Origin of the sequence: Pseudomonas baetica (genome assembly GCF_019733355.1) — a bacterium.
GTDB lineage: Bacteria > Pseudomonadota > Gammaproteobacteria > Pseudomonadales > Pseudomonadaceae > Aquipseudomonas > Aquipseudomonas baetica_A.
Map to the genome: position 1 here is coordinate 93,962 of NZ_JAIHLQ010000001.1, position 23,853 is coordinate 117,814.

Below are 23,853 nucleotides of genomic sequence, written 5' to 3' on the forward strand. Positions count from 1 at the left end.
CAAATCCAGTGTGGGCTTGCTCGCGAAGAGGCCCAATCAATCAACATCAATTTGCGCCAATGCCACCCGCAACCGCCCCGCACTCTCGCGCTCACAATTAAGTTTCACCGTCTCCAACCCCAGCCAATCCGCCATCCGCCGTAAATTCCCCGCCAGCGCCAGCATCCCCTCGTCATCCAGCCCCGCCGCCTCCTCGTGTAACGCCTGCACCGCCAGTCGCCCCGATGCCCGTTCGGAACGCAGATCGACCCGCGCAGCAATCCGTTCGTTGTGTAGAAACGGCAACACGTAGTACCCGTAAACCCGTTTGTCCTGAGGCGTGTAGATCTCCAGTCGATAGCGGAAATCGAACAGACGCTCGGTGCGACTGCGCTCCCAGACCAATGAATCGAACGGTGATAACAGCGCGCTGGCCGCTACCTTGCGCGGGACTTTCGGCTCCGGCAGGCAATAGGCGATTTGCCGCCAACCGGCCACTTCACAGGTGAGCAACTGTCCGGCCTCAACCAGTTCGGCAAGGCGCGGACGGGCATCTGCCGGATTCAAACGAAAGTAGTCACGCAGATCTTTTTCCGTGCCGACGCCCAGTGCTTCAGCGGCATGCAGCAATAATCCGCGCTGCGCTTGGGCCTCATCAGGCAGGGTCTGCTGCAGGATCGACGCCGGCATTACCCGCTCGGGCAAATCATACAAACGCTCAAATCCGCGCCGCCCCGCCACTGTCACTTCGCCGGTGGCGAACAACCATTCCAGCGCATGTTTCTCCGCGCTCCAGTCCCACCAAGGCCCAGCCTTGTCTTCGCGGGTCGACAGACTGCCGGCACCCAAAGCACCCTGTGCTTCAACAGACGCCAACACCCGACGAATCGTGCCCTGCTGCTCGCGACCGAACTTCGCCAACTGCTGATAGATGCCTTCGCCACGTTTGGCGCGCTGCATCCGCCACGCCAATAACGGATACATCGACAGCGGCAGCAACGATGCCTCATGCCCCCAATATTCGAACAACGTACGACGCCGTCCCGAACTCCAGGCCGCCTGGTCGAGCAAGTCAGAAGAATAGGAACCGAGACGGGAGAACAGCGGCAGATAGTGCGAGCGCACCACGGCATTGACGGAGTCGATCTGCAAAAGGCCCAGCCGTTCGATCAGCCGGTTAAGGTGCGATGCCTTGACGGTCGGCGGCTGGCGCCCGTTGAACCCTTGGGCAGCCAGCGCCAGACGTCGAGCCTGTTTGGGGGAAAAGGACAGTGTCGCGGGCATGAGCATCTCCTTGTCTGCTCGCAACCTACCTCACCTGAAAGTGGTTTGTGTAGTAATGCCCTGATCATTTGTGCATCGGATCGTCCCAGAATGGCCGCACCGACTCATGTTCGACGTCGGCGCGACTGACGCCGATGTCTTTCAGCGCTTCGTCACTCAGGCTGGCGAGCAACTCGCGTTCGCGGTGAAGCTCGTACCAACGGCTAAACTTGTTCAGCAGATCCGAGATGAGATGAACAGGAACTCTTGCATCGCTTGCATAGACTTTTTGACCTTTCATCGTATTGCCCTCCGTTGTGGATGGCCCAAGTCTCGCGCCGGCGCTAAGATCAATCCAACGAATGTTTCTGATGGCATTCATCACGGAGATTCATCAATTGTCGGCCTACCTCAGTATCGATACCGATGTCCTGCGCACCTTTGTCGCGATTGCCGATCAGGGCGGTTTCACCCGCGCTGGCGAGATGGTCAACCGCACGCAATCAGCGGTGAGCATGCAGATGAAGCGTCTGGAAGAAGACGTGTTGCAGCGTCAACTGTTCGAGCGTGATGGCCGTCAGGTGCGGCTGACTGCAGAGGGTCAGGTTCTGCTCGGTTACGCGCGGCGCATCCTCAAACTGCATAGCGAAGTGTTCAACACCTTGCGCGAGCCGCACATGGTCGGCACCGTGCGCATCGGCACGCCGGATGATTACGTGATGCGCTTTCTGCCGGGAATCCTGTCGCGGTTTGCGCAGTTCTATCCGCTGATCCAGATCGAAGTGCATTGCGAATCGACCAGACAGCTATTGCAGCGCACCGACCTGGACCTGTCGATCGTGACCCGCGAGCCGGGCAACGAGATTGGTCAACTGCTGCGCAAGGAGCGCTTCGTCTGGGCCGAGGCGCAAAACTTCAGCGCCCACGAACAGACGCCGTTGCCTTTGGCGATGTTCAACAGTGATTGTTTCTGTCGCTTGTGGGCATGCAATGCGCTGGACGCAATGGGCCGCGATTACCGCATCGCCTACAACAGCACCAGCCTGTCGGCGCTGATGGCGGTGGTGAGCGCGGGTCTGGCGATCACCGCCCAACTGGAAAGCCTGATCACCCCGGACATGCGTATTCTCGGTGCCGACGAAAATCTGCCGCTGCTGCCCGAGGCGAGCATCATGCTGATCCGCAACCTGAACAAGCCTTCGCCGATTACCGAGTGCCTGGCCGAGCACATCGTCGACGGCTTCAAACTTTAATCGCGAGCATCACCGCACACAGCACCAGAAAGCCGCAGAACAGCCCACGCAGAATTTTTTCCGGCATTGCGTGGGCAACTTTCACGCCCCAACTGATGCTCGCCAGACCGCCGATGGCCAGTGGCAGGCCGATCATCCAGTCAACTTCGTGATGCACCGCGTAGGTGACCAGGGTGACGCCAGTGCTTGGCAACGCCAGCGCCAGCGACAGGCCTTGAGCAACCACCTGAGTGGCACCGAACACGCTGGTCAGCACCGGTGTCGCCACCACAGCGCCACCGACACCGAACAACCCGCCCATGGTTCCGGACGCCGCGCCGAGTACACCCAGCCATGGCCAGGAATAGCGCATCCGGGATGTCGTTGCTGGCCGCGCGCCTAATATGCGCACCAGGTTATAGAGGGATAACACGACCAGAAAGGCGACAAAACCGATGCGCATCGTCTGCGCATCGATGCCCACCGCCCAGATCGAGCCGATCCAGGCAAAAAAGAAGCCCATGACAGCCAGCGGCAACGCATGCCGCAGTTCGATGCGATTGCGCTGATGGTAACGCCACAACGCCAGCATCACGTTCGGCACCACCATCACCAGCGCGGTGCCTTGGGCAATCTGCTGGTCGAGCCCAAACCACACGCCCAGCAAAGGAATGGCAATCAGGCCGCCACCGATGCCAAAGATGCCACCGAGTGTGCCGAGGGCCGCGCCGAACAGCAGGTACAACAAGAAGTCCATCACAGCCAAATTCCTCTTACGTCAGGCGATTCATCCTACGCAGTCGCGGCTGGCAGGGAAACGCACAGCAACGCACAATGGCTATGCCGATTTCGCAAAAGCGTTGAACCGACATGAACCCCAATCAATTGACCGATCAACTCGGACTGTTTCTCGATGTGCTGGAAAGCGGCAGTTTTTCCGCCGCTTCACGCCTTCATCCACTGACGCCTTCGGCAGTCGCTCGACGCATCGACAGCCTTGAAAGCGCGGTCGGCAGCCAGTTGTTCATCCGCAGTACACACGCCGTGCGCGCCACCCCCGCAGGCATGGCCTTTGCCGAACGGGCGCGGCGGATCGTCGCCGAACTGCAACTGGCCCGTGCCGAAGCCGTTTCCCTGAGCAGTGCGCCAGAAGGCTTGATTCGCATCGATGCCCCGGCAGCGTTCGGGCGGCGGCACTTGGCGCCGGTCATTGCTGACTTCCTCGTTCTGTATCCAGGGCTGGATGTGCAGTTGCACCTGATCGACAGCTTCGTCGATATGAGCGGTTCGAACCTGGGCAAAGTGGATCTGGTGCTGCGGGCCGGACAACTGGCCGACACACGGCTGGTGGCCACTCCACTGGCAAGCATAGTGCGCATTGCCTGCGCCAGCCCTGACTATCTCAAACGCCGAAGCGTGCCAAACCATCCCGCGCAATTAAGTGAACACGACGGTCTGGACTGGGAAGGCCTCGCCCCGCCCTTTGCCTGGCGTTTCGAGGCAGACGGGAAGATGCAACTGCACCGTCCCGCACGCATTCGCATGAGTGCCAACAACGCCGAGGCACTGGTGTGTGGCGCCTTGGCCGGGCTTGGGATTGCGCACCTGCCAACCTGGCTGGCCAGCGAATACCTGTTGCGCGGCGAGTTGCTGCCGCTGTTCTGCGAGCACGGCCTGCCTGCGCCGGAATCCGCGGGCATCTACGCATTGCGCATGGAACGGCAAACCCATTCGCGCAGTCATTTGTTGCTGGAATACCTCAAGACCCGATTCAGCCCTGTGCCGCCGTGGGATCTGGCACTCCAGCGTGATCTGGGCCGCCACTAGAACTGGAGAATTATCTGGCGCATTAAACATTCGGACGCTAGATTCATGACCATTCCCGATCAAGGCTTTGACATGACATCCGAACGCGACACCTGCGACGACCTGCTGCTGGGCAATCAGGCTTGCTTCGCCCTGCACTCGACCTCACTGATGATGACCAAGGTCTACAAACCGATGCTGCAAGCGCTGGGCCTGACCTATCCGCAGTATCTGGCGATGATGGTGCTGTGGGAGAAGGATGGTCTGACTGTCGGAGAAATCAGCACACGACTGCTGACGGATCCGGGTTCGTTGACGCCATTGCTCAAACGCCTGGAAGGCGAAGGCTTGCTCAGCCGCACCCGCAGCCGTGAAGACGAACGCGTGGTGATTGTCGAATTGACCGAGCAGGGCCGGGCACTGAAGGAAAAAGCCAAAACAGTTCCGCAATGCATTCTAGGCGCCAGCGGCTTCACCCTGGAGCGCCTGCAAAATCTGCAGGCAGAACTCCAGGCGCTGCGCAGCCACCTGCAAGACAGCCTCACCTGAATCCACTACCTTCCCCTCTGTGGGAGCGCGCAAGCCCACTCCCACAATGTTTCTGCGCCAATTCAAAAATTCCTTTCAGATCATGCACTTTTGACGATTAGCGGACTGTTCACACGTCAGGGCTGATATTTTTTCGAAAATTTATCTTGCGCGCAAAATATTGGCGAGCTACATTCATCTCGCACTTACTTAGCGCGCAAACAATTAGCGCAAAAAAAGACACTACACGAGGCTCACACCATGCAAACTCTCTACACTGCAATCGCAACTTCCACCGGCGGCCGTGATGGTCGCGCAATCTCCAGCGACAACATCCTCGACGTCAAACTCGCGACCCCGAAAGAACTCGGCGGTGCCGGCGGCGCGGCGACCAACCCTGAACAACTGTTCGCTGCCGGCTACTCGGCCTGCTTCATCGGCGCACTGAAATTCGTCGCCAGCCAGACCAAACGCAAAATCCCGGACGACGCTTCGATCACCGCCCACGTCGGCATCGGTCAGATCCCTGGCGGTTTCGGTCTGGACATCGATTTGCACATCAGCCTGCCGGGCCTCGATGAGGACGACGCGCAAAGCCTGGTCGACGCAGCCCACCAGGTCTGCCCGTACTCCAACGCCACCCGCGGCAATGTTGATGTACGTCTGCACACCACCGTTTGAGATAAACGCAAAAAACCTGTGGGAACGGGCTCGCTCGCGAAGGCGTCCTGTCAGTCAACCCTTCACTGGATGCAACAACGTATTCGCGAGCAAGCCCGCTCCCACAGAGAATGAGCAACGGCATAAATCGCAGGCACAAAAAACCCGACTCAATGGTCGGGTTTTTTCTTTCCGCAAAAAACTGTGCTTATTTGGCACGGCCTTTGTAGGAACCGCCTTCGCGGGTGTCGATCTCGATCTTGTCACCGATTTCGATGAAGTCAGCAACCTGCAACTCAGTACCGTTGCTCAGCTTGGCTGGCTTCATGACTTTGCCGGAAGTGTCGCCGCGAGCCGAACCTTCGGTGTAGTCAACTACGCGCACGATGGTGGTCGGCAGCTCTACGGAAACCAGACGCTCTTCGAAGAAGATCGCTTCGCAAACATCGGTCATGCCTTCTTCAACGAAAGGCAGAACGGCTTCGATGTCTTCAGCGTTCAGCTCGTACATGGTGTAGTCAGTGGTGTCCATGAACGTGTAGGTGTCGCCGCTGATGAAGGACAGGGTCGCTTCTTTGCGGTCGAGGATTACGTCGTCCAGTTTGTCGTCAGCGCTGTAAACGATCTCGGTCTTGTAACCGGTCAGCAGGTTTTTCAGCTTGGTCTTCATGATCGCGCTGTTACGGCCCGACTTGGTGAATTCAGCTTTCTGAACCAGCCAAGGATCGTTTTCGAGACGGATCACGGTACCGGGTTTCAGTTCTTTACCAGTTTTCATTGCGAATATCCGAATTTGGATGGGATTTACAAAAATCTAGGCCGCGTATCATATCCAATTTAGGTAAAACTGTACCAGCGCCGCGGCAAGATCGGCCTGCAAGCCCTGTTCCAGACACCACGCTTCGGCATTATTCTGCAGTTCTGGCCAATGATGACGGGCCGTGAGCCAATGTTCGCCGATCGGCTGACCGGCACTCCACGCCCGCCAGAGACCGCTCATCGCCTCGGCAGCGGCCGGCGAAAGTTCCTTTGTGTACAACGCAAGGAAGGCATCGAGCTTGTCCAGATGGATGTCTTCGTCCTGCTGATAAATGTGCCAGAGCATTGGCCGCCCCGCCCATTGCGCCCGCACGAACGAGTCTTCCCCGCGCACCGCATTGAAATCGCAGCACCAGAGCAGATGATCGTATTGATCCTGGCGGACGAACGGCAGCACCTGCACCGTCAGCGATTGACGAATATGAATCGCCCCGACGTCGAGATTTTCCATCCCAAGCCATCGCGCGACGTCGCCGAGTATCCGACCTTCAGGCACCAGCAGATGGGTTGGCTTTGCATCGGTTGCCAGCACATCGAGCCAACTGGCCAAACCGGCGTTCTCATAGGCAAACAGCGAAATCAGCTGGGCTTCAGGCGCGCGGTCGATCCCAAGACCGTGCAGGAATTCTCGCTGCACTTGGGGATCTTGCTGAAACTGCCGACGCTGTTCGAGTAAACCTCGTTCACGCAACAATCCGCCCGTTCCTGGACGGAATCCCGGAAAGAAGAATATCTTCTGCACCGACTTATACTTCACCGATGGCAGGCCGTGGCAACCCACGACCCAGTCTTCGGCGCTGAGATAGTCGAGGTTCATCCACAACGGCGGTTGTTCCCGCTCGGCCATGGCGCTCATGTAATCACTCGGCAGTTGGCAGGCGAACGCGGCGATCACCACATCAGCGGCGTCCGTCTCTAACCATTCGCCTGGCCAGTGTCGCACCTCCACACCTTGCTGCCATTGTTGCGCGGCGTTGATATCGACTTGCGGACAAATGCGTTCGAATGCGCGCAAGTCATCGACCCACAACCGCACTGTCAGCGAATGCTCAGCCACCAGTTGCCGGGCCAAGCGCCAGGTCACGCCAATGTCGCCGTAGTTATCGACCACGGTGCAAAAAATATCCCAGCGGGTTTTCGGTTCCGGCATTCAAGACTCCCGTTGGCAAAACACCGATTGTCCGCATAAATGACCTCATGCAGAAGAGCCGACGGCGATTAATCTTCGTGCGACAATCACCACTTGCCCGCACCCATCCGCCAGGAGGCAGCCATGCCCTACCGTCCTAACCCGCGTCGCCCCTTGCCGGTCCAGCTGAGCGCGCTGCATTTGACCGGCAGCATTGCCCTGGGCATATGGCTGGGTTTTCTTGCCATAGCGCTGACGTGCTGGCTGGCTTCACGCGTTCTGTTCAACGAACAACTGGCGCCGGTCGCTCAGGCTGTACAGCAATTGGCCAACCCGCCAGCCGTCCAGACACAACCGGACATTGCCCCGCAGAGTCCGCTGTTCGAGCAGTACGAAGAAAATCTGCGCAAGAACGAGCAGCAAAATCGCCTTGATCAGGCACGCAGCAGCGGCCGCAACCAGTCAAACCCGAAATGCCAGTTCTGGCTGCAACAGGACCAAACCGCGCCAAGCGAAAAAAGCCGCGCCAACGTTTTACAATTCTGCGATTGATCATGAACAAGCACACTGTCCACCAATTGATTCTCGACAAACTGCGCATCGACCTCGACATCGCCGAACGCGCTGCGCAGACCGCTTACGAAACCGCCACCCACGAAGAAAACATCGCCGAAAACAAGTACGACACCCTCGGGCTTGAGGCATCGTATCTGGCGGCAGGGCAAGCGAAACGGGTCGAGGAAATTCGCCAGTCACTGGCGCTGTGCCAGAACCTGACGCTGCGCGCCCACGACGAAAACCGAGGTATAGAAGTGGGCGCCCTGCTCGGCCTGGAAGATGAAAAGGGGCGCGAGCAGTGGCTGTTTCTGGCCCCGGATGCGGCGGGCCTGAAAGTCGATGTGGTGGGTCAGCCAATTACCGTCATTACCCCACGCTCGCCACTGGGCAAAAGCCTGCTAGGCAAGCTGGAAGGTGATGAGGTCGAGATTCTGGTGGCGGGCACCCGGCAACAGTTCACTGTCACCGAGGTGCTCTGAGGCGGGCGCTTAGTGAACGGGCAGTTCGACACCGTCGAACAGATCTTCCAGTTCCTGCTTGTTGTGACACTGGATAGCTTTGGCCATCACTTCGCGGGTCAGGTGTGGTGCGAACTTCTCGATGAAGTCGCACATGAACCCCCGCAGGAAAGTACCACGACGGAAACCGATCTTGGTCACGCTCGATTCGAACAGTTCGCTGGCATCGAGCACCACCAAGTCGTTGTCGAGTTTGGTGTCGACCGCCATCTTCGCCACGATGCCTACGCCCAGCCCCAAGCGCACGTAAGTTTTGATCACGTCGGCGTCGGCGGCGGTGAATACTACTTTCGGCGACAGGCCACGATGACTGAAGGCTTCGTCGAGTTTCGAACGCCCCGTAAAACCGAACACATAAGTCACGATCGGGTATTCAGCCAGCGCTTCGAGGGTCAGCTTCGGCAGCTTGGTCAGCGGGTGGCCCTGCGGCACCACCACGCAGCGGTTCCAGCGGTAGCACGGCATCATCACCAGATCGCCGAACAGCTCCAGCGCTTCGGTGGCGATAGCGAAATCAACGGTGCCGTCAGCGGCCATTTCGGCGATCTGCATCGGCGACCCCTGGTGCATGTGCAGCGCCACGTCCGGGTATTGCTTGATGAAATTGCTGATCACCGGCGGTAATGCATAACGCGCCTGGGTGTGAGTCGTGGCGATCGACAGGGTGCCTTTCTTCTCGTTGGAGAATTCCTGGGCGATCTGCTTGATGCTTTCGACTTTGCGCAGAATCTCACCGGCGGTGGTGATGATGCGCTCGCCGGCCGGCGTCACGCGGGTCAGGTGCTTGCCGCTGCGGGCAAACACTTCGACGCCGAGTTCGTCTTCCAGCAGACGGATTTGTTTACTGATGCCCGGTTGCGAGGTGTAGAGGCTTTGGGCTGTAGCGGAAACGTTGAGGTCGTGGTGCGCCACTTCCCAGATGTAGCGCAATTGTTGAAGCTTCATATGTATCCCTCAAAGCAGGTAGACGCCACGGGCATCAGCGACGATATATAACTATATTAATGGTTCGAATAATAAATCTAGAACTTTTTTATCAAAGCGCCATTATTCCTGCTTCAGCGATCCTCCCGCCGCCGACGCTCCACCAGCGGCACCAGATACACCGGCACCTTGGCCAATTGCAGGACTCGAGCCGCCGTGCGCCCCAACGGCGTTTCCGCGCCCACCCCGTGGCTGTGACTTCCTACGATCAGCAAATCGACAGAGAGTTTCTGTACCTGATCGAGAATCACCTGCGACGGATCGCCCTGCAGCACGCGCACCGCTCGAATGCGCTGCAGATCCAGTTCGCCCTCGTCTCCCAGTTCTTCGCGAAAACTTTCCAGTACCCGCTGCTCGATATTGGCGATGACTGTTTTCAAACCCTGGCTGTGGAATTCGTTCAACGCCTGCTCGTCGAGATAACTCTGCAACACCGATTCGGCAAACAACCCCATCGGCTCCACCGCATGCACGACGTACAGGTCGGCATCGAACGTTCGCGCCAAAGCCAAGGCGTGCTGCATCACTAACGGTGCGTACAGACCGAGGTCAGTGGCATACAGCATCGAACGAATCATATGACCCCCTCGCAAGCCAACATGGCGCAGATTTGATTCAGCTTAGCAGTGCCTTGACGAGTACGACGTGTGACGCAACGTCTTGAAGCACCGGGGCTTTAGATCGACGGTTCGTTGCTGATGCCATGAGGCACGTGGCCAGTAGCGACGACTTCGCGGGCCAGTTCGCAATGGCCGGTCTGATCATCAAAGAACACGTCGGCAACAAAGGCCTCAAGAAACGCCGACTTGGTCAGGCCGCCGAGGAACAGCGATTCGTCGAGACGGATATCCCACTCGCGCAACGTGCGAATCACCCGTTCATGCGCCGGCGCCGAACGCGCCGTCACCAACGCCGTGCGGATCGGGCAGTCGTCGTCAGGGAACTCGCGCTGCAGCAAATTGAGCGCGGCGAGAAAGCCCTTGAATGGTCCACCGCGCAAAGGCTCACGGGCCGACTCACGCTCCTTGGCTTGAAACGCCTCCAGCCCGCCGGACTGATAGACGCGCTCAGACTCGTCGGAAAAGATCACCGCGTCACCGTCGAAGGCGATGCGCAACTCGTCGCTGGCCGCACGGCTGGCGCCCCCGGATAGAATCGTCGCGGCGGCGAAACCGGCATCCAGTGCCGCACGCACATCCTCGGCATGGGTGGAGAGAAACAGATCGCAGCCGAACGCTTTCAGATACGGATAAGGACTGCGCCCGCCGACAAACGCCGCACGGGAAATCGCCAGACCGTAATGGTGAATCGAGTTGAACACTCGCAGGCCGGTGTCGGCGCTGTTGCGTGACACCAGAATCACCTCGACCCGAGCACGACCGAGGCGACTGTTAAGACTCAGGAGTTTTTCCACCAATGGGAACGCATCGCCGGGCGCGAGAATCTCGTCTTCGTGCTCAATCTGGTATTGCCGATAGGCTTCAACGCCGCTCGACAAGTAGACCTTGTGGCTCTCGCTCAGGTCGAACAAGGCGCGCGATGAAATCGCCAGCACCAGTTTGTCATCGATGTTCTTGGCCATGCCTACCCGCCCTTTCACAAAAAAAACTTAAACGTTGCGGCGGTCGATAAAACCCAACGTGCGATACAACGCTTCGATACGTGGCAACTCGCAGCCCGCCGCTTTCGCAGCCGACAGTGGCCGGACATAAATCGCCTCGAGTTCCAGAGCACGCTTATGCAAAAAGTCGTGGTGCATGCTCGGCCAGTAATCGGGCATTTTCTCGGTCATCATGAACAGGTACTCGGCGTAACCGGGCGGCATGTCGTGCCCACAAGCCTTCGCCCCCTGCACCACTTCGGTCATCAACGCCTGGATCAACGCGCGGCTGTCGGCGTCGGCCATCAGCGGCGTGGTACTCGCGCCGAGCAACACCGAAAGACCGTTGTAGGGGATATTCCAGACCAGTTTCTGCCAGCGTGCCTGCTGCAGATTGGGCATCGCCTGCGAGTCGATACCCGCGGCGCGGAACAAAGTGCAGCCCTCTTCGACAATCGCCATGCGCTCGGCATCATCGATGGCCGGGCCGCTGTGGTAACCGACATTCACAGCACCCAAAGCTTGATGGGTTATTTGCCCAGGCCCTTCACGGTGTACACAGATAAGGCACAGACCTCCGAGCAGGTGCAACGAATCGGGCAGCCGTTCACGCAGACTGTCCTCGACGTCCAGACCATTCTGCAATAGCAGCACTTTCGCGCCGGGCTTCGAGGCTTGAATGATCGACGGGGCAAGACCAACATTGCTGGTGGTCTTGGCGCCGACCAACAACCAGTCACACGGCGGCATGTCTTCGGCCGAAGCATAGGCCTGCACAGGGTTCAACGTCAGCGGACCATGCACCGCACTGTTAACGTGCAAGCCGCGCTCGGCCACCGCCGAGAACTCGCTGCGCAACAGGAAATGCACATCGAATCCGGCGCGCGCCAACATCAAACCGTAGAAACCACCAATTGCGCCGGTGCCGATAATCCCCACCACCGGTTTGCTGATTGTCCCCATTTATGGCAACTCCTCTGATATTCGAACCAAGGCCTGAGCCAATGCCTCGTTGAGTGCATCGACCGTCAGGCGCGTGTGCAATGCCCCAAAGAACTCGCCGTCGCGCACGACAAACAGCGCCGGCAAATGAAAGACCTGATAACGCGCCACCAAGCCACCGTTTTCGCCGGCGTCGATCCAGCACAAGCGATCCACCGTCAGATCGAAACCCGGCAAGACCTCACGGGCATACCGGCAACTGGCGCAACCGACGCTGGTGAAAATCACCAGCGAAACGCCACTCATCGCCAACAGCCGCTGGTCAGCGTCGAAATCGGTCAGCTGCGATTCGACCACTATACTGGGGGAAACAATGTCAAATGGCCGACACAGGGAGTCTGTGCTCATGGGACGTTTCATTCCTCATCCGGACGAAGTGCCGGTTGAATTAACCTTGCTCAAGCCTGAGTGTATTTCCAGACAACAGCTGCACACTATCAGCCTCGGCGGGATCGCTTGCAATTATCACCGCGCCTGGCGCCATGGCACGGCGCTGCAAATCCGCATGCCGACGCTCAATGCCAATATCTGTTATCCCGGCTATGTGGCGTGGTGTCTGCGGCGTAAAAAGGGGTATCTGGTGGGCATCGCCTTCACCGATGAACAGGCGCTGTTCAGTGCGCGAATGGGTGAGCAAGTGTGTCAGATCGAACGCTATTGCCGAATAAACGATGCTCACGATGCCCTGCAGGATATTCAGGCGTTAGCCCTGCACTGGGTCGAGCAACATGCCGACGAGTTCTCCCACGACAGCGTTCGCAAGGCTTTCGCGCAGCCATTGCTGGATTAGGCTCTGTTCTAAACAGTGACTTGCCCATTGTCGAGCAGGCGTCTAACGCGCTAAGGTTCCGCTCCCCGACGCGCTTAAATCTGCTGTGCTCCGCCGCGCGGGGATCGCTGGCGGCCGGCACCCGTGACCTGACGAGTAAACGATGGCTGATTTACCGATCAACGACCTAAACGTCGCCTCTAACGAGACCCTGATCACTCCTGATCAGCTCAAGCGTGATATCCCTCTGAGCGACGCTGCCCTGCGCACCGTCACCAAGGGCCGCGAAGTCATTCGCAACATTCTTGATGGTACCGACCACCGTCTGTTCGTAGTGATCGGCCCGTGCTCGATCCACGACATCAAGGCTGCCCACGAATACGCCGAACGCCTGAAGGTGCTGGCCGAGGAAGTCTGCGACACCTTGTACCTGGTCATGCGCGTATATTTCGAAAAGCCGCGCACCACCGTCGGCTGGAAAGGCCTGATCAACGATCCGTATCTGGACGACTCGTTCAAGATCCAGGACGGTCTGCACATCGGTCGTCAGTTGCTGCTGGATCTGGCCGAGAAAGGCCTGCCGACTGCCACCGAAGCCCTCGACCCGATCTCCCCGCAATATCTGCAGGACCTGATCAGTTGGTCGGCTATCGGCGCGCGCACCACCGAATCCCAGACGCACCGTGAAATGGCTTCCGGCCTGTCTTCGGCCGTCGGCTTCAAGAACGGCACCGACGGCGGCCTGACTGTAGCGATCAACGCCCTGCAGTCGGTGTCCAGCCCGCATCGTTTCCTCGGAATCAACCAGGAAGGTGGCGTATCGATCGTCACCACCAAAGGCAACGCCTACGGTCATGTGGTATTGCGCGGCGGCAACGGCAAGCCGAACTACGATTCGGTCAGCGTCGCCCTGTGCGAGCAGGCGCTGAACAAGGCCAAGATCAAGCCGAACATCATGGTCGATTGCAGCCACGCCAACTCCAACAAGGATCCGGCCCTGCAACCGCTGGTGATGGAGAACGTCGCTAACCAGATCCTCGAAGGCAACCAGTCGATTATCGGTCTGATGGTCGAGAGTCATCTGAATTGGGGCTGCCAGGCGATTCCAAAAGACCTCGCCGACCTGCAATACGGCGTGTCGATCACCGATGCCTGCATCGACTGGTCCGCCACCGAGAACACCCTGCGCAGCATGCACGCCAAGCTCAAGGATGTGTTGCCAAAGCGCGAGCGCAGTTGATCCGCGTTTTACAGGCATAAAAAAACGCCGGGCATTCATTGCCCGGCGTTTTTGTGTGTGCTGTTCAGATTTTCGCAGCGCGGCGCTGATGACGCTCCATGTAGCGCTCGACGTAGGAGCACGACGGAATCACCGTGTAGCCCATTTCCTCGGCGTATTGCAACGCGCTTTCCGTCAGCGCTGCGGCAATGCCACGGCCACGCAGGGCGTTGGGCACAAACGTGCGATAGATATCCAGGGTCTGTTTACCCAGATCCATATAGGTCAGGTAGGCACGATGACCGTCCACATTGGTCTCGAACTGATGACCAGCCTGGTCATGGTGGATGGACAACGCCTCGCTCATCACTACTCCTCGCGGGTCTTGAATTTTGACCCCTACCTTACCGATGTTTTTCCGGCGAAGGAACATCTACGCCACCCCCGTGCCTGATGGACAACGAGAAGAGCCACACCGATCCCACGCAACCGAGCACCTGATAAATAGTAGGCACCATTGGCAAAAATGCTCAAGGTACGCTCGTCATCACGCGACTTGACGGGGGAGCTCCGATGGACGCAGGGATGGCCTGGAGAAGATATCTCCCGGGCCGCTCACCTGAACATTGCCGGATGTTGAGACTTAAGACGTGCCGCCTTTTATAAAGTCACCTCAACATGGACAAAGATAAGCGAAGCAGCGCGCAAAATCGGAACAAAAGTATGGACGGATTCATCTAGACAGACTTTAGACAACTCTGCAAAAACAGCACATGACAACGGGAACTTTTTCTCATTGACTCGCTCAGCGCGGGGCTTGTAGCTGGATGTTTTTTATACAGGGCAGTTAAAATTTGCTCGAAAAAGAATCAGCGCCTACAATTTTTTTTGCTTCTTGCGCTACGTCAGTTTACTTACTACAAGTAATGGGTAGTATGTACGCCGGCTATTTCCTCAATCCGAGGAGACAGCCACTTAATTGAAAGTCCTTGAAGGGGAACACGATGAACAACGTTCTGAAATTCTCTGCTCTGGCTCTGGCCGCAGTTCTGGCTACCGGTTGCAGCAGCGTATCGAAAGAAACCGAAGCACGTCTGACCGCTACTGAAGACGCAGCTGCTCGCTCCCAGGCTCGTGCAGACGAAGCTTACCGTAAAGCTGATGAAGCTCTGGCTGCTGCTCAAAAAGCACAACAGACTGCTGACGAAGCTAACGAGCGCGCTCTGCGCATGCTCGACAAAGCTAGCCGCAAGTAATAGTCCCTCGGGATTATTATCAAGCCGACCCATTTTTTGGGTCGGCTTTTTTATTGTCGGTACTTTTGTCCTGGCCATAAAAAACCCGCCGATGCCTCAAGCATCGACGGGTTCGAATCCGACCTTACTGCAGCAGGTCGATCGGCGTGTTCGAAACAATCGGCGCCGACGTGTTTGGCGTACCGATTTCGGTTGGCAGACCATCCTCGGCCGCCACCACATCACGCACCACATCCCAGTTCACGCGCAGGTTATTAGTGATGTCATCACGCTTGAGCATCGCGTTGATCACCGCTGTGTGCTTGTCGACCACCGACGGATCGCCCTTGTCGTCGATCGGTGTGTGCGCCTCCAGGTAAACCTTGCCGCCACTGCTCCCGAACTTGTAAGCCTCATTGAGGATACGCACCGAGGTACCGACCGGCACCATGCTGGCCATCTCGAGCACGTTATTGTTGAACATGCGGAAACAGCCGTGACTGGTACGCATGCCGATGCCGAATTTCTTGTTCGATCCGTGGATCAGATAGCCCGGCGTGCCGAGGGTGAATTTGAAAGGCCCCAGCGGGTTGTCCGGACCGGCCGGCACCACGTTTGGCAGCGGATCACCATCAGCAGCGTGTTCAGCCTTGATCGAGGCTGGAGGTGTCCAGGTCGGGTTCGGCGTCTTGGCAATGATCGATGTGTGCGCGATTGGCGAACCCCAGCCCTCACGACCGATCCCCAGCGGGAACGTGTACACCACGTTCCGGCCTTTCGGGTAATAGTAGAGACGGTATTCGGCCAGGTTGATGACAATGCCTTCACGCGGACCCGGCGGCAGAATGAAACGGGTAGGCAGAACGATCTCGGTGCCGGCGCCGGGCAACCAGGCATCGACGCCCGGGTTGGCCGCGAGCATTTCCGAATAGCCCAGATCGTAGGCGGTGCCCAGATCAGCGAAGGTGTCTTCGTACTTGGCTTTGATCACCTGCACCTGACCAATGATGTCTTCACCAGGCGGTGGCAGGGGAAACTCCAATGCAGCAACGGGACCGGCCACACACAGGGCGGCAAGAGACAGGCAGCGGGTGACGGCAGGAAAGCGCGGCAACATCCGGAACATCCTTCGCATGATCAACAAGGGTATTAGAGCGCGATTGTACACCGCACCTTGGGAATTCGGGGAGCCACAAGACCTGCGGCGAGGTGGCTGGCTACCACGCCGCGGTCAACTTATTGACTCAAGATCTTAGAGTTCGAAGCGCAACTCAGGCCAGATCGGCGAGGTGCCGCGCTTCTGCGACTCCAGAATCGCCCGGCACAGCGAGCACAGGCGCTGATCCTGAAACACCCGACGATCCACGCTCGACCAGCGCGGCTGCGCCGGTAGGAGGCTGCCACACAGGGTCCGATCCGCAGAGCCACCGAGTTCCAGTTGACGGGTCACCAGATGCACCCGCACTTCCTGGCAGGCGAACAGATCCAGCTGTTCGTCAGGCTCGATCAGTTGGTAGGCAAAAAGGGACCAGGCAGAACGTGGCATTGGGGGCTCCGAATAAGGGGGCGCCACATTAGCCGAAAGCCTGCCGCTAGAAAAGCCTCATAACAACGGTTTTAGCGTAGGCCAGACATTTTCCAGCAACTTGCCCTGAGCCCCGACTGCCGGGTGCAAACCATCAGCCTGCATCAAGTCTGGATGACCGCCCACGCCGTCGAGGAAAAACGGTACCAGCGGGATCTTTTTTGCGTCGGCGAGTTTGCCGTACACATGGGCAAAAGCATCGGTGTAACGCTTGCCATAGTTGGGCGGCAGTTGCATGCCAAGCAACAGCACCTTGGCACCGCTCTGGCGGGAGCTGTCGATCATCGAGGCAAGATTTTGTTGCAATTGAATTGGCGGCATTCCGCGCAAGCCGTCATTGCCACCCAGTTCGAGGATCACCAGGTCGGGCTTATGCTCTGCAAGCAGCGCGGGCAGCCGCGCCTGGCCTCCGGCACTGGTGTCACCACTGATGGAGGCATTCACCACTTTATCGTCGAAACCCTCCTGTTTGAGCCGTTGTTCTAGCAACGACACCCATCCCAAGCGGGTATCCAGCCCGAAACCGGCGCTGATACTATCCCCAACGATCAGGACAGTACCCGCCGCTGCGTTCTGGGCCATGCACATCAAGGCCAGGCCAGCACTCAAAAACCACACACGCATCGGATTCTCCATGGGCGCAAGCATTCTCACCGCGAAGAACCTCAGCAAAGTGGTTCCCAGCGCGGAAGGTGAACTGACTATCCTGCACGAACTCAGCCTGGAACTGAACAAGGGCGACAGCCTGGCCATCGTCGGCGCGTCCGGTTCCGGCAAATCCACCCTCCTCGGCCTGCTTGCCGGTCTCGATTTACCGAGCAGCGGTGAGGTCACCCTCGCCGGCCAGTGTCTGAGTAATCTCGACGAAGACCAGCGCGCACGGGTGCGTGCCGAACATGTGGGTTTCGTCTTTCAATCGTTTCAATTGCTCGACAGTCTCAACGCGCTGGAAAACGTCATGCTGCCGCTCGAACTTGATGGCCGTAAAGACGCCCGCGAGCGCGCCACTGAACTGCTGCAACGGGTCGGCCTCGGTGAGCGTCTGACTCACTCGCCGCGCCAACTCTCCGGCGGCGAACAACAGCGCGTGGCGATTGCCCGAGCCTTTGCCGCCGAGCCTGACGTGCTGTTCGCCGACGAACCCACCGGCAACCTCGACAGCCACACGGGCGAGCGCATCAGCGATTTGCTGTTCGAATTGAACAAGGAGCGCGGCACCACACTGGTGCTGGTGACCCACGACGAACGCCTGGCCCATCGCTGCCGGCGCCTGATCCGACTTGAAGCCGGGCTGTTGGTCGCCCCTCTGGAGCCTTGATGGCACGCCTGCCGCTGCTGCGACTGTTCAGTCTCGCCATCCGTCAACTCATGCGCGATGCCCGCGCCGGGGAACTGCGGGTGTTGTTCTTCGCCTTGGTGGTTGCCGTAGCGGCAAGTACCGCCATCGGCTATTTCGGCGCCCGCCTCAATGGCGCCATGATGCTGCGCGCTACCGAGTTTCTCGGCGCCGACCTGGTACTGGAAGGCAGCTCACCGGCCCGCCTGGAACAAATCAGGACCGGCACCGAATTACGCCTTGATCACGCGCAGGTCGTGGAATTTTCCAGTGTCATCGCGACTGACAACGGCATTCAGTTGTCGAGCATCAAAGCGGTCGACCGCGCCTATCCATTGCGCGGCGAACTGAAAAGCGCCCCGGCGCCCTTCGCCACGCAAGAGCCCGGCGGCGAACCACAGCCCGGCGAGGCCTGGGTCGAGTCACGCCTGCTGACCGCGCTGGACCTGAAGATCGGCGACAGCATCGACGTCGGCATGAAACCCCTGAAGCTCACACGGGTACTGACTTACGAACCGGACAGAGCCGGTAACTTTTATAGCCTGACGCCACGCGTGCTGATCAACCTCGACGATCTCGCCGCGACCGGCGTGGTGCAGCCCGGTAGCCGAGTGAGCTATCGCGAACTGTGGCGCGGCGAACCGCAAGCACTGGAAACCTATCGACAACTGATCAAGCCAGGGCTGGCGGCGAATCAGCGAATTGAAGATGCCCGCGATGGCAATCGGCAGATTGGCGGCGCGCTGGGCAAGGCCGAGCGCTATCTGAACATGGCCAGTCTGGTTGCGGTGCTGCTGGCTGGCGTGGCGGTGGCGTTGTCGGCGAACCGTTTTGCCAGTCGTCGTTTCGATGCCAGTGCATTGCTGCGCTGCCTCGGCTTGTCGCGACGGGAAACCATGTTGCTGTTCAGTATTCAACTGACGGCACTTGGGCTGTTCGCCGCCCTCAGTGGTGCGTTACTCGGTTGGCTGGCGCAACTGGGCTTGTTCGCGCTGTTGCATGATCTGCTGCCGAGTGATGTTCCGCCAGGTGGCCTGTTTCCGGCCCTTGCCGGGATCGCGACCGGGCTGGTGGCACTGGCCGGGTTCGCTCTGCCGCCACTGGCGGCGTTGGGACGAGTGCCGCCACTGCGAGTCTTGCGCCGCGACATGCTCCCGATCCCGTCGAGCACCTGGATGGTCTATGGCGCGGCGCTCGGCGCGCTGGGCCTGATCATGTGGCGCCTGAGCCTTGATCTGTTGCTCACATTTGCCTTGCTTGGCGGTGGCGTGGTCGCCGCAATGGTGTTGGGTGGCTTGCTTTTGTTGTTGCTCAAAAGCCTGCGGCGCATGCTCGCCCGTGCTTCTTTGCCGTGGCGTCTGGGCCTGGGTCAATTGCTGCGTCATCCGCTCGCAGCAGCCGGCCAATCGCTGGCATTCGGGCTGATCCTGCTGTCCATGGCCTTGATCGCCCTGCTGCGTGGTGAACTGCTCGATACTTGGCAAAATCAACTGCCGAAAAATGCGCCCAACTATTTTGCCCTGAACATTTTGCCGGCGAACAAACAGGCCTTTACCGATCACCTGATCAACGTATCAGCGCAAGCGGCGCCACTGTATCCGGTGGTGCCAGGGCGCCTGATCAGCATCAATGGCGAAGCGGTGCAGCAGATCGTCAGCAAGGACTCTGCTGGCGACCGTGCCATTCAACGCGACTTGAGCCTGACCTGGGCCGCCGACTTGCCGCCCGGCAATAAGCTCACCGCCGGGTCGTGGTGGACTGAACAGCCCACTGACGATGTTCCCGGGGTGTCGGTGGAAGGCAAAGTCGCCGAGAGCCTCAAGCTCAAACTCGGCGATCACATGGTGTTCAGCGTTGGCGGGGTCAATCGAGAAGCTAAGGTCACCAGCCTGCGCGAGATCAACTGGGACAATTTCCAGCCGAACTTCTTCATGATCTTCCAGCCCGGCACATTGAAGGATCTGCCGGCGACCTACCTGACCAGCTTCTATCTGGCGCCTGGACACGACCAGCAGATCGTCGATCTGTCGCGGGCCTTCCCGGCTGTGACCATTCTTCAGGTCGAAGCCCTGCTCGAACAACTGCGCAGCATCCTTGCTCAGGTCACGCTGGCTGTGGAGTACGTGTTGTTGTTTGTGTTAGCTGCGGGAATGGCGGTGCTGTTTTCCGGGTTGCAGGCAACGCTGGATGAGCGTATTCGCCAAGGTGCATTGCTGCGAGCACTGGGCGCGGAGCGGCAGTTGCTGATCAAGGCACGTCGCATTGAGTTCGGTTTGCTCGGCGCGGTCAGCGGACTGCTCGCGGCCATTGGTTCGGAAGCGGTGAGCCTGGTGCTGTATCGCTACGCCTTCGATCTGCCGTGGCATCCGCACCCATGGCTGCTGGTGCTGCCGCTGATTGGCGCGGCGCTGATCGGGGGCGCGGGCGTATTCGGTACACGTCGGGCACTCAACGCAAGTCCGCTGACAGTGTTGCGCGAGGGTTGATAGACTCCAGCCGTCTAACTCACAAGAAGCTGCCATGAGCCGTTATTGCCCTCCCCGTACCGCCGGCACCGCGCTGATCACACCCGAAGGTGAAGCGCGGATGCGCGCTGAATTCCATGAACTGTGGCATGTGCGCCGTCCACAGGTCACGCAGTCGGTCAGCGAGGCGGCGGCTCAGGGTGATCGCTCGGAGAACGCTGAATACACCTACGGCAAAAAGATGCTGCGCGAGATCGACAGCCGTGTGCGCTTTCTCACCAAACGGCTGGAAGCGTTGAAGGTTGTCAGCGAAAAGCCCAGCGACCCGAACAAGGTCTACTTCGGCGCTTGGGTAACCATCGAAGACGAAGACGGCAAGCAATCACGCTACCGCATCGTCGGCCCGGATGAACTGGATTTGAAACTGGGCCTGATCAGCATCGACTCGCCGCTGGCCCGCGCCCTGATCGGCAAGGCGCTCGACGCAGAAGTGCGGGTACAGACGCCGACTGGCGAACAGTTCGTGTACATCGTGGCAATCGACTACCCCTGAAAACCCTAGCGACGGGTAATCAAGCCTTGCCGTGCGACGCGGACCAGTTGCGCGATCATGTGCGGCACGTCTTCCTGGCTCGGCGCCTGAATCACGGCCAGATCAAAACTGTCAGTGGCAAACCGTGCCAGCGACTCGCCGTCCTCGACAAACTGGATCAGAAACGCGGCGGGGCCGCCGCTGCGACGTGGCCAGCCATCGAGATAACGCAACAGCGTCGGCTGATGTTTGCCGCCAAGCAGGATTTTTGGATTGCGTTGGGTGATATGTGCCGTGATCGGCGCGGGACGTGCTGGAGGGCGTAGTGCATTCATCGTGTCGTGTCTCTGCCTCAAAAGTCTGCGTGGCAGGTGAGAGGCAACACCGAACCAGCGCTTTAGCGGTATTTCGAAGCCCTGTTCCGGCTTCTGACGGCAACTGTTGTAGTCACCTGGCGCCCCGCAAGTAGCTGTTTAAATCGGCGCATGAGCAGCATCCTAGAGAACGTGACCGATCAGTGTCAAGAATCAGCCGCAACAAAAAAGGCTCGCACAATGCGAGCCTTAGGCGTGAGTCAGAGCGCTCAACCGGCGATGGCGCGATCCACCGAGAGCTTGCCAGCACCTTCGATCAGAACGGCAAGGCTGCCACCGAGCAACGCCAGCGCGAACTCGTAACCATTGTTGGCCATGAACAGACCGTTGCTGATGTGCACGGTGAAGATCGCAACCAGCGACAGGAACGTCAGGCCCAGCGCCGCCGGACGAACCAGCAGGCCGATGATCAAGGCCAGGCCGGCGAAGAACTCGGTACCGCCGGCCAGCGTGGCCATCACATACCCAGGCGTCAGACCGAGGCTTTCCATGTACTGCGCAGTGCCAGCCAGACCGTAACCGCCGAACAGACCGAAGAGTTTCTGCGAGCCGTGGGCGGCGAAGATCACGCCGACAGCGATGCGCAGAAGGGTCAAGCCGTAGCCTGCGCGGGTGAACAGAACCTTGTTGATCAGAGAGCTCATGGGGCATTCCTTGTTTTGCGAGAAGTGTGTGTGGATTGGCCGCTATATTAATCAGTAAATTCTATGTTAAAAGCGCAAATATTTCGCCATAACAATCGATTTATTAGATTATTTTCGTGAGACAACTTTCTGCCCACCGGGCTCCAACGATTCCCGCTCCCGGTCGAACGCCAAGTAATACTTGTTCACGCTATTAACATAGCTGACCGGCCCCATTCCTACCTGCTCCATGGCAATGCGCTCGACCTGAAAGAACCACTGATCAGGATTTAGCCCCCGCCGCCGGGCCTCGGCACGCATACCCTGGACCCGCTCCGGCCCGATGTTGTAAGCCGCCAGCGTGAACGCCATGCGCTCGCGCTCATTGAGCTTGGGGCTGGCGAAGAACTTGCGGCGGATCATCGCCAGGTATTTGGCCCCGGCCTGCACATTCGCATCGAGATTCTGAATATTGTTCACACCAACCCGTCGCGCTGCGGACGGGGTGATCTGCATCAGCCCGGTCGGGCCACTGCCGCTGCGGGCATTGGGCTGCAGGCGCGACTCTTTGAATGCCAACGCTGCCAGGTTCAGCCAGTCCATGTTTTGCGCCGCAGCATGCTTTTGCAGCACGGGGCGCAATTTCTCCAGACGCTGACGGTCAGCCTTGGCCAATGGATAGTGGACTTTATACAGACGGCGATAGATGCGCAGAAACGCTACGTCTTCGTTCGACGGTTTCTTGTAACCGCTGAGGAAGCGATCAATGCTCGCCCGCAGCATTGATGCATCCCGGCGTACGAACCAGTATTCCTCGCCAGGATCGCCGACCCTCAGTTGCCGATCAACGCGCAGCTTGGGCAGGATCTTGCCCCAGCGCTCGGCAATCGGTTGCTCGACGATGGTCAGGTGAAAGATGCCGCCCTGGACCATTTCCAGTACATCTTCGACCGCCAGTGTCGGATCGACCCATTCAATCTTGATCGGTGCCAGCTTATGCAGCGCCAGTTTCTGATTGAGTTGGCTGACCGCTTCCCCCGCTGCACTGCCGGTGGGCAGGGCGAGGGTTTTGCCGGCGAGTTGCTCAAGCTTTGTGTAGCGCCGCTCGCCCTTGATGCCGACCAGCACCAGCGGCACGTTGCTGGCTATCGGCTCACTGCTGGCGACCGCACGGCCAGGTTGCAAATAAAGCAATTCACCGGGCGCCACCAGATCACCCTCACCGCGCTGCAAGGCACCGAGCAGTTGATCCTTGGCTTTGGGAATGATCTTGAGGGTGATTTCCTGGCCGTCACGCGCATGGCCGTTGAGGTATTGCTCGAAGGCGCGCAGGCGATGGTATTCGATGCCGATGGCCTGACCCTGGACTTCGCCGGAGCTGTTACGGCTCTGGTTGACCAGCACCCGCAGCACGCGACTGCTGCGAATTTCGGACAAGTCCCGCACCTTGGCGGCCGGCACGGCTTGCAGCGGCCCGGGCAGGCGCGCTACCGCCGTCATCGGCAGCAGTAGCGATCCACACAACAGCAGCAAAACCGAGGGACGAATCATCCACTCTCCGAAAAGAATACGGGGCGATTTCACCGCTGAGAGGTCAAAATCACCGACGAAAACAGAGCGCCTGGAGCGCTGGCAAA

29 protein-coding genes are annotated in these 23,853 nt (G+C 58.9%); 12 read left to right on the forward strand and 17 right to left on the reverse strand.

Going from position 1 to position 23,853, the window contains the following annotated elements; translation table 11 throughout:
- Positions 1–36: 36 nt before the first annotated feature.
- Together K5E40_RS00415 and K5E40_RS00420 are read right to left on the reverse strand one after the other, a co-directional pair.
- The gene (locus K5E40_RS00415) at positions 37–1,263 is read right to left on the reverse strand and encodes a winged helix-turn-helix domain-containing protein (protein ID WP_221729200.1); all 1,227 of its coding nucleotides are present in this window, start codon (positions 1,261–1,263) and stop codon (positions 37–39) included.
- A gap of 64 nt (positions 1,264–1,327) precedes the next feature.
- Positions 1,328–1,543: a DUF1127 domain-containing protein gene (locus K5E40_RS00420; RefSeq protein ID WP_221729201.1), complete on the reverse strand. Its 216-nt coding sequence runs from the start codon at positions 1,541–1,543 to the stop codon at positions 1,328–1,330.
- 97 nt (positions 1,544–1,640) lie between these two features.
- Here K5E40_RS00420 and K5E40_RS00425 point away from each other — a divergent pair, with 97 nt between their 5' ends.
- A complete protein-coding gene (locus tag K5E40_RS00425) occupies positions 1,641–2,495 on the forward strand; it encodes a LysR substrate-binding domain-containing protein (protein ID WP_221729420.1) in 855 nt (284 codons plus the stop codon).
- On the opposite strand, the gene K5E40_RS00430 is transcribed toward K5E40_RS00425, so the two are convergent.
- Complete coding sequence (locus K5E40_RS00430; RefSeq protein ID WP_221729202.1) at positions 2,485–3,234, reverse strand: sulfite exporter TauE/SafE family protein; 750 nt, start codon at positions 3,232–3,234, stop codon at positions 2,485–2,487. The two genes, K5E40_RS00425 and K5E40_RS00430, sit on opposite strands and share 11 nt — an antisense overlap.
- 110 nt (positions 3,235–3,344) lie before the next feature.
- Here K5E40_RS00430 and K5E40_RS00435 point away from each other — a divergent pair, with 110 nt between their 5' ends.
- From K5E40_RS00435 to K5E40_RS00445, 3 genes are all read left to right on the forward strand, one after another.
- On the forward strand, positions 3,345–4,301 hold the full coding sequence (locus K5E40_RS00435; RefSeq protein ID WP_221729203.1) for a LysR family transcriptional regulator: 957 nt from the start codon (positions 3,345–3,347) through the stop codon (positions 4,299–4,301).
- A 72-nt stretch (positions 4,302–4,373) separates the two neighbouring features.
- Positions 4,374–4,829 (forward strand): MarR family winged helix-turn-helix transcriptional regulator, encoded by a 456-nt coding sequence (locus K5E40_RS00440; RefSeq protein WP_221729204.1) that lies wholly within the window; start codon positions 4,374–4,376, stop codon positions 4,827–4,829.
- Positions 4,830–5,069: 240 nt separating this feature from the next.
- Positions 5,070–5,489: an organic hydroperoxide resistance protein gene (locus tag K5E40_RS00445; protein WP_221729205.1), complete on the forward strand. Its 420-nt coding sequence runs from the start codon at positions 5,070–5,072 to the stop codon at positions 5,487–5,489.
- 187 nt (positions 5,490–5,676) lie between these two features.
- On the opposite strand, the gene K5E40_RS00450 is transcribed toward K5E40_RS00445, so the two are convergent.
- Both K5E40_RS00450 and earP read right to left on the reverse strand, forming a co-directional pair.
- Positions 5,677–6,246, reverse strand: a complete 570-nt coding sequence (locus tag K5E40_RS00450; RefSeq protein WP_028619992.1) for an elongation factor P — start codon at positions 6,244–6,246, stop codon at positions 5,677–5,679.
- Positions 6,247–6,294: 48 nt separating this feature from the next.
- Entirely contained in the window at positions 6,295–7,437 is a 1,143-nt protein-coding gene (earP, locus tag K5E40_RS00455) for an elongation factor P maturation arginine rhamnosyltransferase EarP (RefSeq protein ID WP_221729206.1), read from the reverse strand.
- 123 nt (positions 7,438–7,560) lie between these two features.
- On the opposite strand from earP, the gene K5E40_RS00460 reads away from it, so the two are divergent.
- Both K5E40_RS00460 and K5E40_RS00465 read left to right on the forward strand, forming a co-directional pair.
- Positions 7,561–7,968 carry a hypothetical protein gene (locus tag K5E40_RS00460; protein ID WP_221729207.1) on the forward strand — a complete coding sequence of 136 codons (408 nt, stop codon included), beginning with the start codon at positions 7,561–7,563 and terminating at the stop codon, positions 7,966–7,968.
- A 2-nt stretch (positions 7,969–7,970) separates the two neighbouring features.
- On the forward strand, positions 7,971–8,453 hold the full coding sequence (locus K5E40_RS00465) for a GreA/GreB family elongation factor (RefSeq protein ID WP_221729208.1): 483 nt from the start codon (positions 7,971–7,973) through the stop codon (positions 8,451–8,453).
- Positions 8,454–8,462: 9 nt separating this feature from the next.
- On the opposite strand, the gene cysB is transcribed toward K5E40_RS00465, so the two are convergent.
- The 5 genes from cysB to K5E40_RS00490 form a co-directional block, all read right to left on the reverse strand.
- On the reverse strand, positions 8,463–9,437 hold the full coding sequence (gene cysB, locus K5E40_RS00470) for an HTH-type transcriptional regulator CysB (RefSeq protein ID WP_221729209.1): 975 nt from the start codon (positions 9,435–9,437) through the stop codon (positions 8,463–8,465).
- 113 nt (positions 9,438–9,550) lie between these two features.
- Positions 9,551–10,054, reverse strand: a complete 504-nt coding sequence (locus tag K5E40_RS00475) for a universal stress protein (RefSeq protein ID WP_221729210.1) — start codon at positions 10,052–10,054, stop codon at positions 9,551–9,553.
- 98 nt (positions 10,055–10,152) lie between these two features.
- On the reverse strand, positions 10,153–11,058 hold the full coding sequence (locus K5E40_RS00480; protein WP_221729211.1) for a 5'-nucleotidase: 906 nt from the start codon (positions 11,056–11,058) through the stop codon (positions 10,153–10,155).
- 27 nt (positions 11,059–11,085) lie between these two features.
- Positions 11,086–12,039: a putative 2-dehydropantoate 2-reductase gene (locus tag K5E40_RS00485; RefSeq protein WP_221729212.1), complete on the reverse strand. Its 954-nt coding sequence runs from the start codon at positions 12,037–12,039 to the stop codon at positions 11,086–11,088.
- Positions 12,040–12,426: a co-chaperone YbbN gene (locus tag K5E40_RS00490; RefSeq protein WP_221729213.1), complete on the reverse strand. Its 387-nt coding sequence runs from the start codon at positions 12,424–12,426 to the stop codon at positions 12,040–12,042. It lies immediately after the preceding gene.
- Here K5E40_RS00490 and K5E40_RS00495 point away from each other — a divergent pair.
- A complete protein-coding gene (locus tag K5E40_RS00495) occupies positions 12,425–12,868 on the forward strand; it encodes a PilZ domain-containing protein (RefSeq protein WP_221729214.1) in 444 nt (147 codons plus the stop codon). The two genes, K5E40_RS00490 and K5E40_RS00495, sit on opposite strands and share 2 nt — an antisense overlap.
- 142 nt (positions 12,869–13,010) lie before the next feature.
- The gene (locus K5E40_RS00500; protein ID WP_221729215.1) at positions 13,011–14,087 is read left to right on the forward strand and encodes a 3-deoxy-7-phosphoheptulonate synthase; all 1,077 of its coding nucleotides are present in this window, start codon (positions 13,011–13,013) and stop codon (positions 14,085–14,087) included.
- A 64-nt stretch (positions 14,088–14,151) separates the two neighbouring features.
- On the opposite strand, the gene K5E40_RS00505 is transcribed toward K5E40_RS00500, so the two are convergent.
- On the reverse strand, positions 14,152–14,433 hold the full coding sequence (locus K5E40_RS00505) for a GNAT family N-acetyltransferase (RefSeq protein ID WP_003226804.1): 282 nt from the start codon (positions 14,431–14,433) through the stop codon (positions 14,152–14,154).
- 637 nt (positions 14,434–15,070) lie between these two features.
- On the opposite strand from K5E40_RS00505, the gene oprI reads away from it, so the two are divergent.
- Positions 15,071–15,322 (forward strand): outer membrane lipoprotei OprI, encoded by a 252-nt coding sequence (oprI, locus tag K5E40_RS00510; protein ID WP_002553018.1) that lies wholly within the window; start codon positions 15,071–15,073, stop codon positions 15,320–15,322.
- A gap of 124 nt (positions 15,323–15,446) precedes the next feature.
- On the opposite strand, the gene K5E40_RS00515 is transcribed toward oprI, so the two are convergent.
- The 3 genes from K5E40_RS00515 to K5E40_RS00525 all read right to left on the reverse strand — a co-directional run bounded on the left by K5E40_RS00515 (position 15,447) and on the right by K5E40_RS00525 (position 17,510).
- Positions 15,447–16,418 (reverse strand): L,D-transpeptidase family protein, encoded by a 972-nt coding sequence (locus K5E40_RS00515; RefSeq protein WP_221729216.1) that lies wholly within the window; start codon positions 16,416–16,418, stop codon positions 15,447–15,449.
- 135 nt (positions 16,419–16,553) lie between these two features.
- Positions 16,554–16,847 (reverse strand): hypothetical protein, encoded by a 294-nt coding sequence (locus K5E40_RS00520; RefSeq protein ID WP_007955656.1) that lies wholly within the window; start codon positions 16,845–16,847, stop codon positions 16,554–16,556.
- Between the two features lie 57 nt (positions 16,848–16,904).
- Positions 16,905–17,510 (reverse strand): arylesterase, encoded by a 606-nt coding sequence (locus K5E40_RS00525; RefSeq protein WP_221729217.1) that lies wholly within the window; start codon positions 17,508–17,510, stop codon positions 16,905–16,907.
- Between the two features lie 10 nt (positions 17,511–17,520).
- On the opposite strand from K5E40_RS00525, the gene K5E40_RS00530 reads away from it, so the two are divergent.
- The 3 genes from K5E40_RS00530 to greB are packed head-to-tail and all read left to right on the forward strand — an operon-like array spanning position 17,521 to position 21,240.
- Positions 17,521–18,204 carry an ABC transporter ATP-binding protein gene (locus tag K5E40_RS00530; RefSeq protein ID WP_221729218.1) on the forward strand — a complete coding sequence of 228 codons (684 nt, stop codon included), beginning with the start codon at positions 17,521–17,523 and terminating at the stop codon, positions 18,202–18,204.
- Positions 18,204–20,708, forward strand: coding sequence for an ABC transporter permease (locus tag K5E40_RS00535; RefSeq protein WP_221729219.1), 2,505 nt, complete (start codon positions 18,204–18,206; stop codon positions 20,706–20,708). The genes K5E40_RS00530 and K5E40_RS00535 overlap by 1 nt, the downstream gene beginning before the upstream one ends.
- Before the next feature lie 34 nt (positions 20,709–20,742).
- Complete coding sequence (gene greB / locus K5E40_RS00540; protein ID WP_221729220.1) at positions 20,743–21,240, forward strand: transcription elongation factor GreB; 498 nt, start codon at positions 20,743–20,745, stop codon at positions 21,238–21,240.
- A gap of 5 nt (positions 21,241–21,245) precedes the next feature.
- On the opposite strand, the gene K5E40_RS00545 is transcribed toward greB, so the two are convergent.
- The 3 genes from K5E40_RS00545 to K5E40_RS00555 form a co-directional block, all read right to left on the reverse strand.
- Positions 21,246–21,554, reverse strand: coding sequence for a class I SAM-dependent methyltransferase (locus K5E40_RS00545; protein ID WP_221729221.1), 309 nt, complete (start codon positions 21,552–21,554; stop codon positions 21,246–21,248).
- A 248-nt stretch (positions 21,555–21,802) separates the two neighbouring features.
- The gene (locus tag K5E40_RS00550) at positions 21,803–22,237 is read right to left on the reverse strand and encodes a DoxX family protein (RefSeq protein ID WP_221729222.1); all 435 of its coding nucleotides are present in this window, start codon (positions 22,235–22,237) and stop codon (positions 21,803–21,805) included.
- Between the two features lie 108 nt (positions 22,238–22,345).
- Positions 22,346–23,767, reverse strand: coding sequence for a transglycosylase SLT domain-containing protein (locus K5E40_RS00555; RefSeq protein ID WP_221729223.1), 1,422 nt, complete (start codon positions 23,765–23,767; stop codon positions 22,346–22,348).
- Between the last annotated feature and the right edge of the window lie 86 nt (positions 23,768–23,853).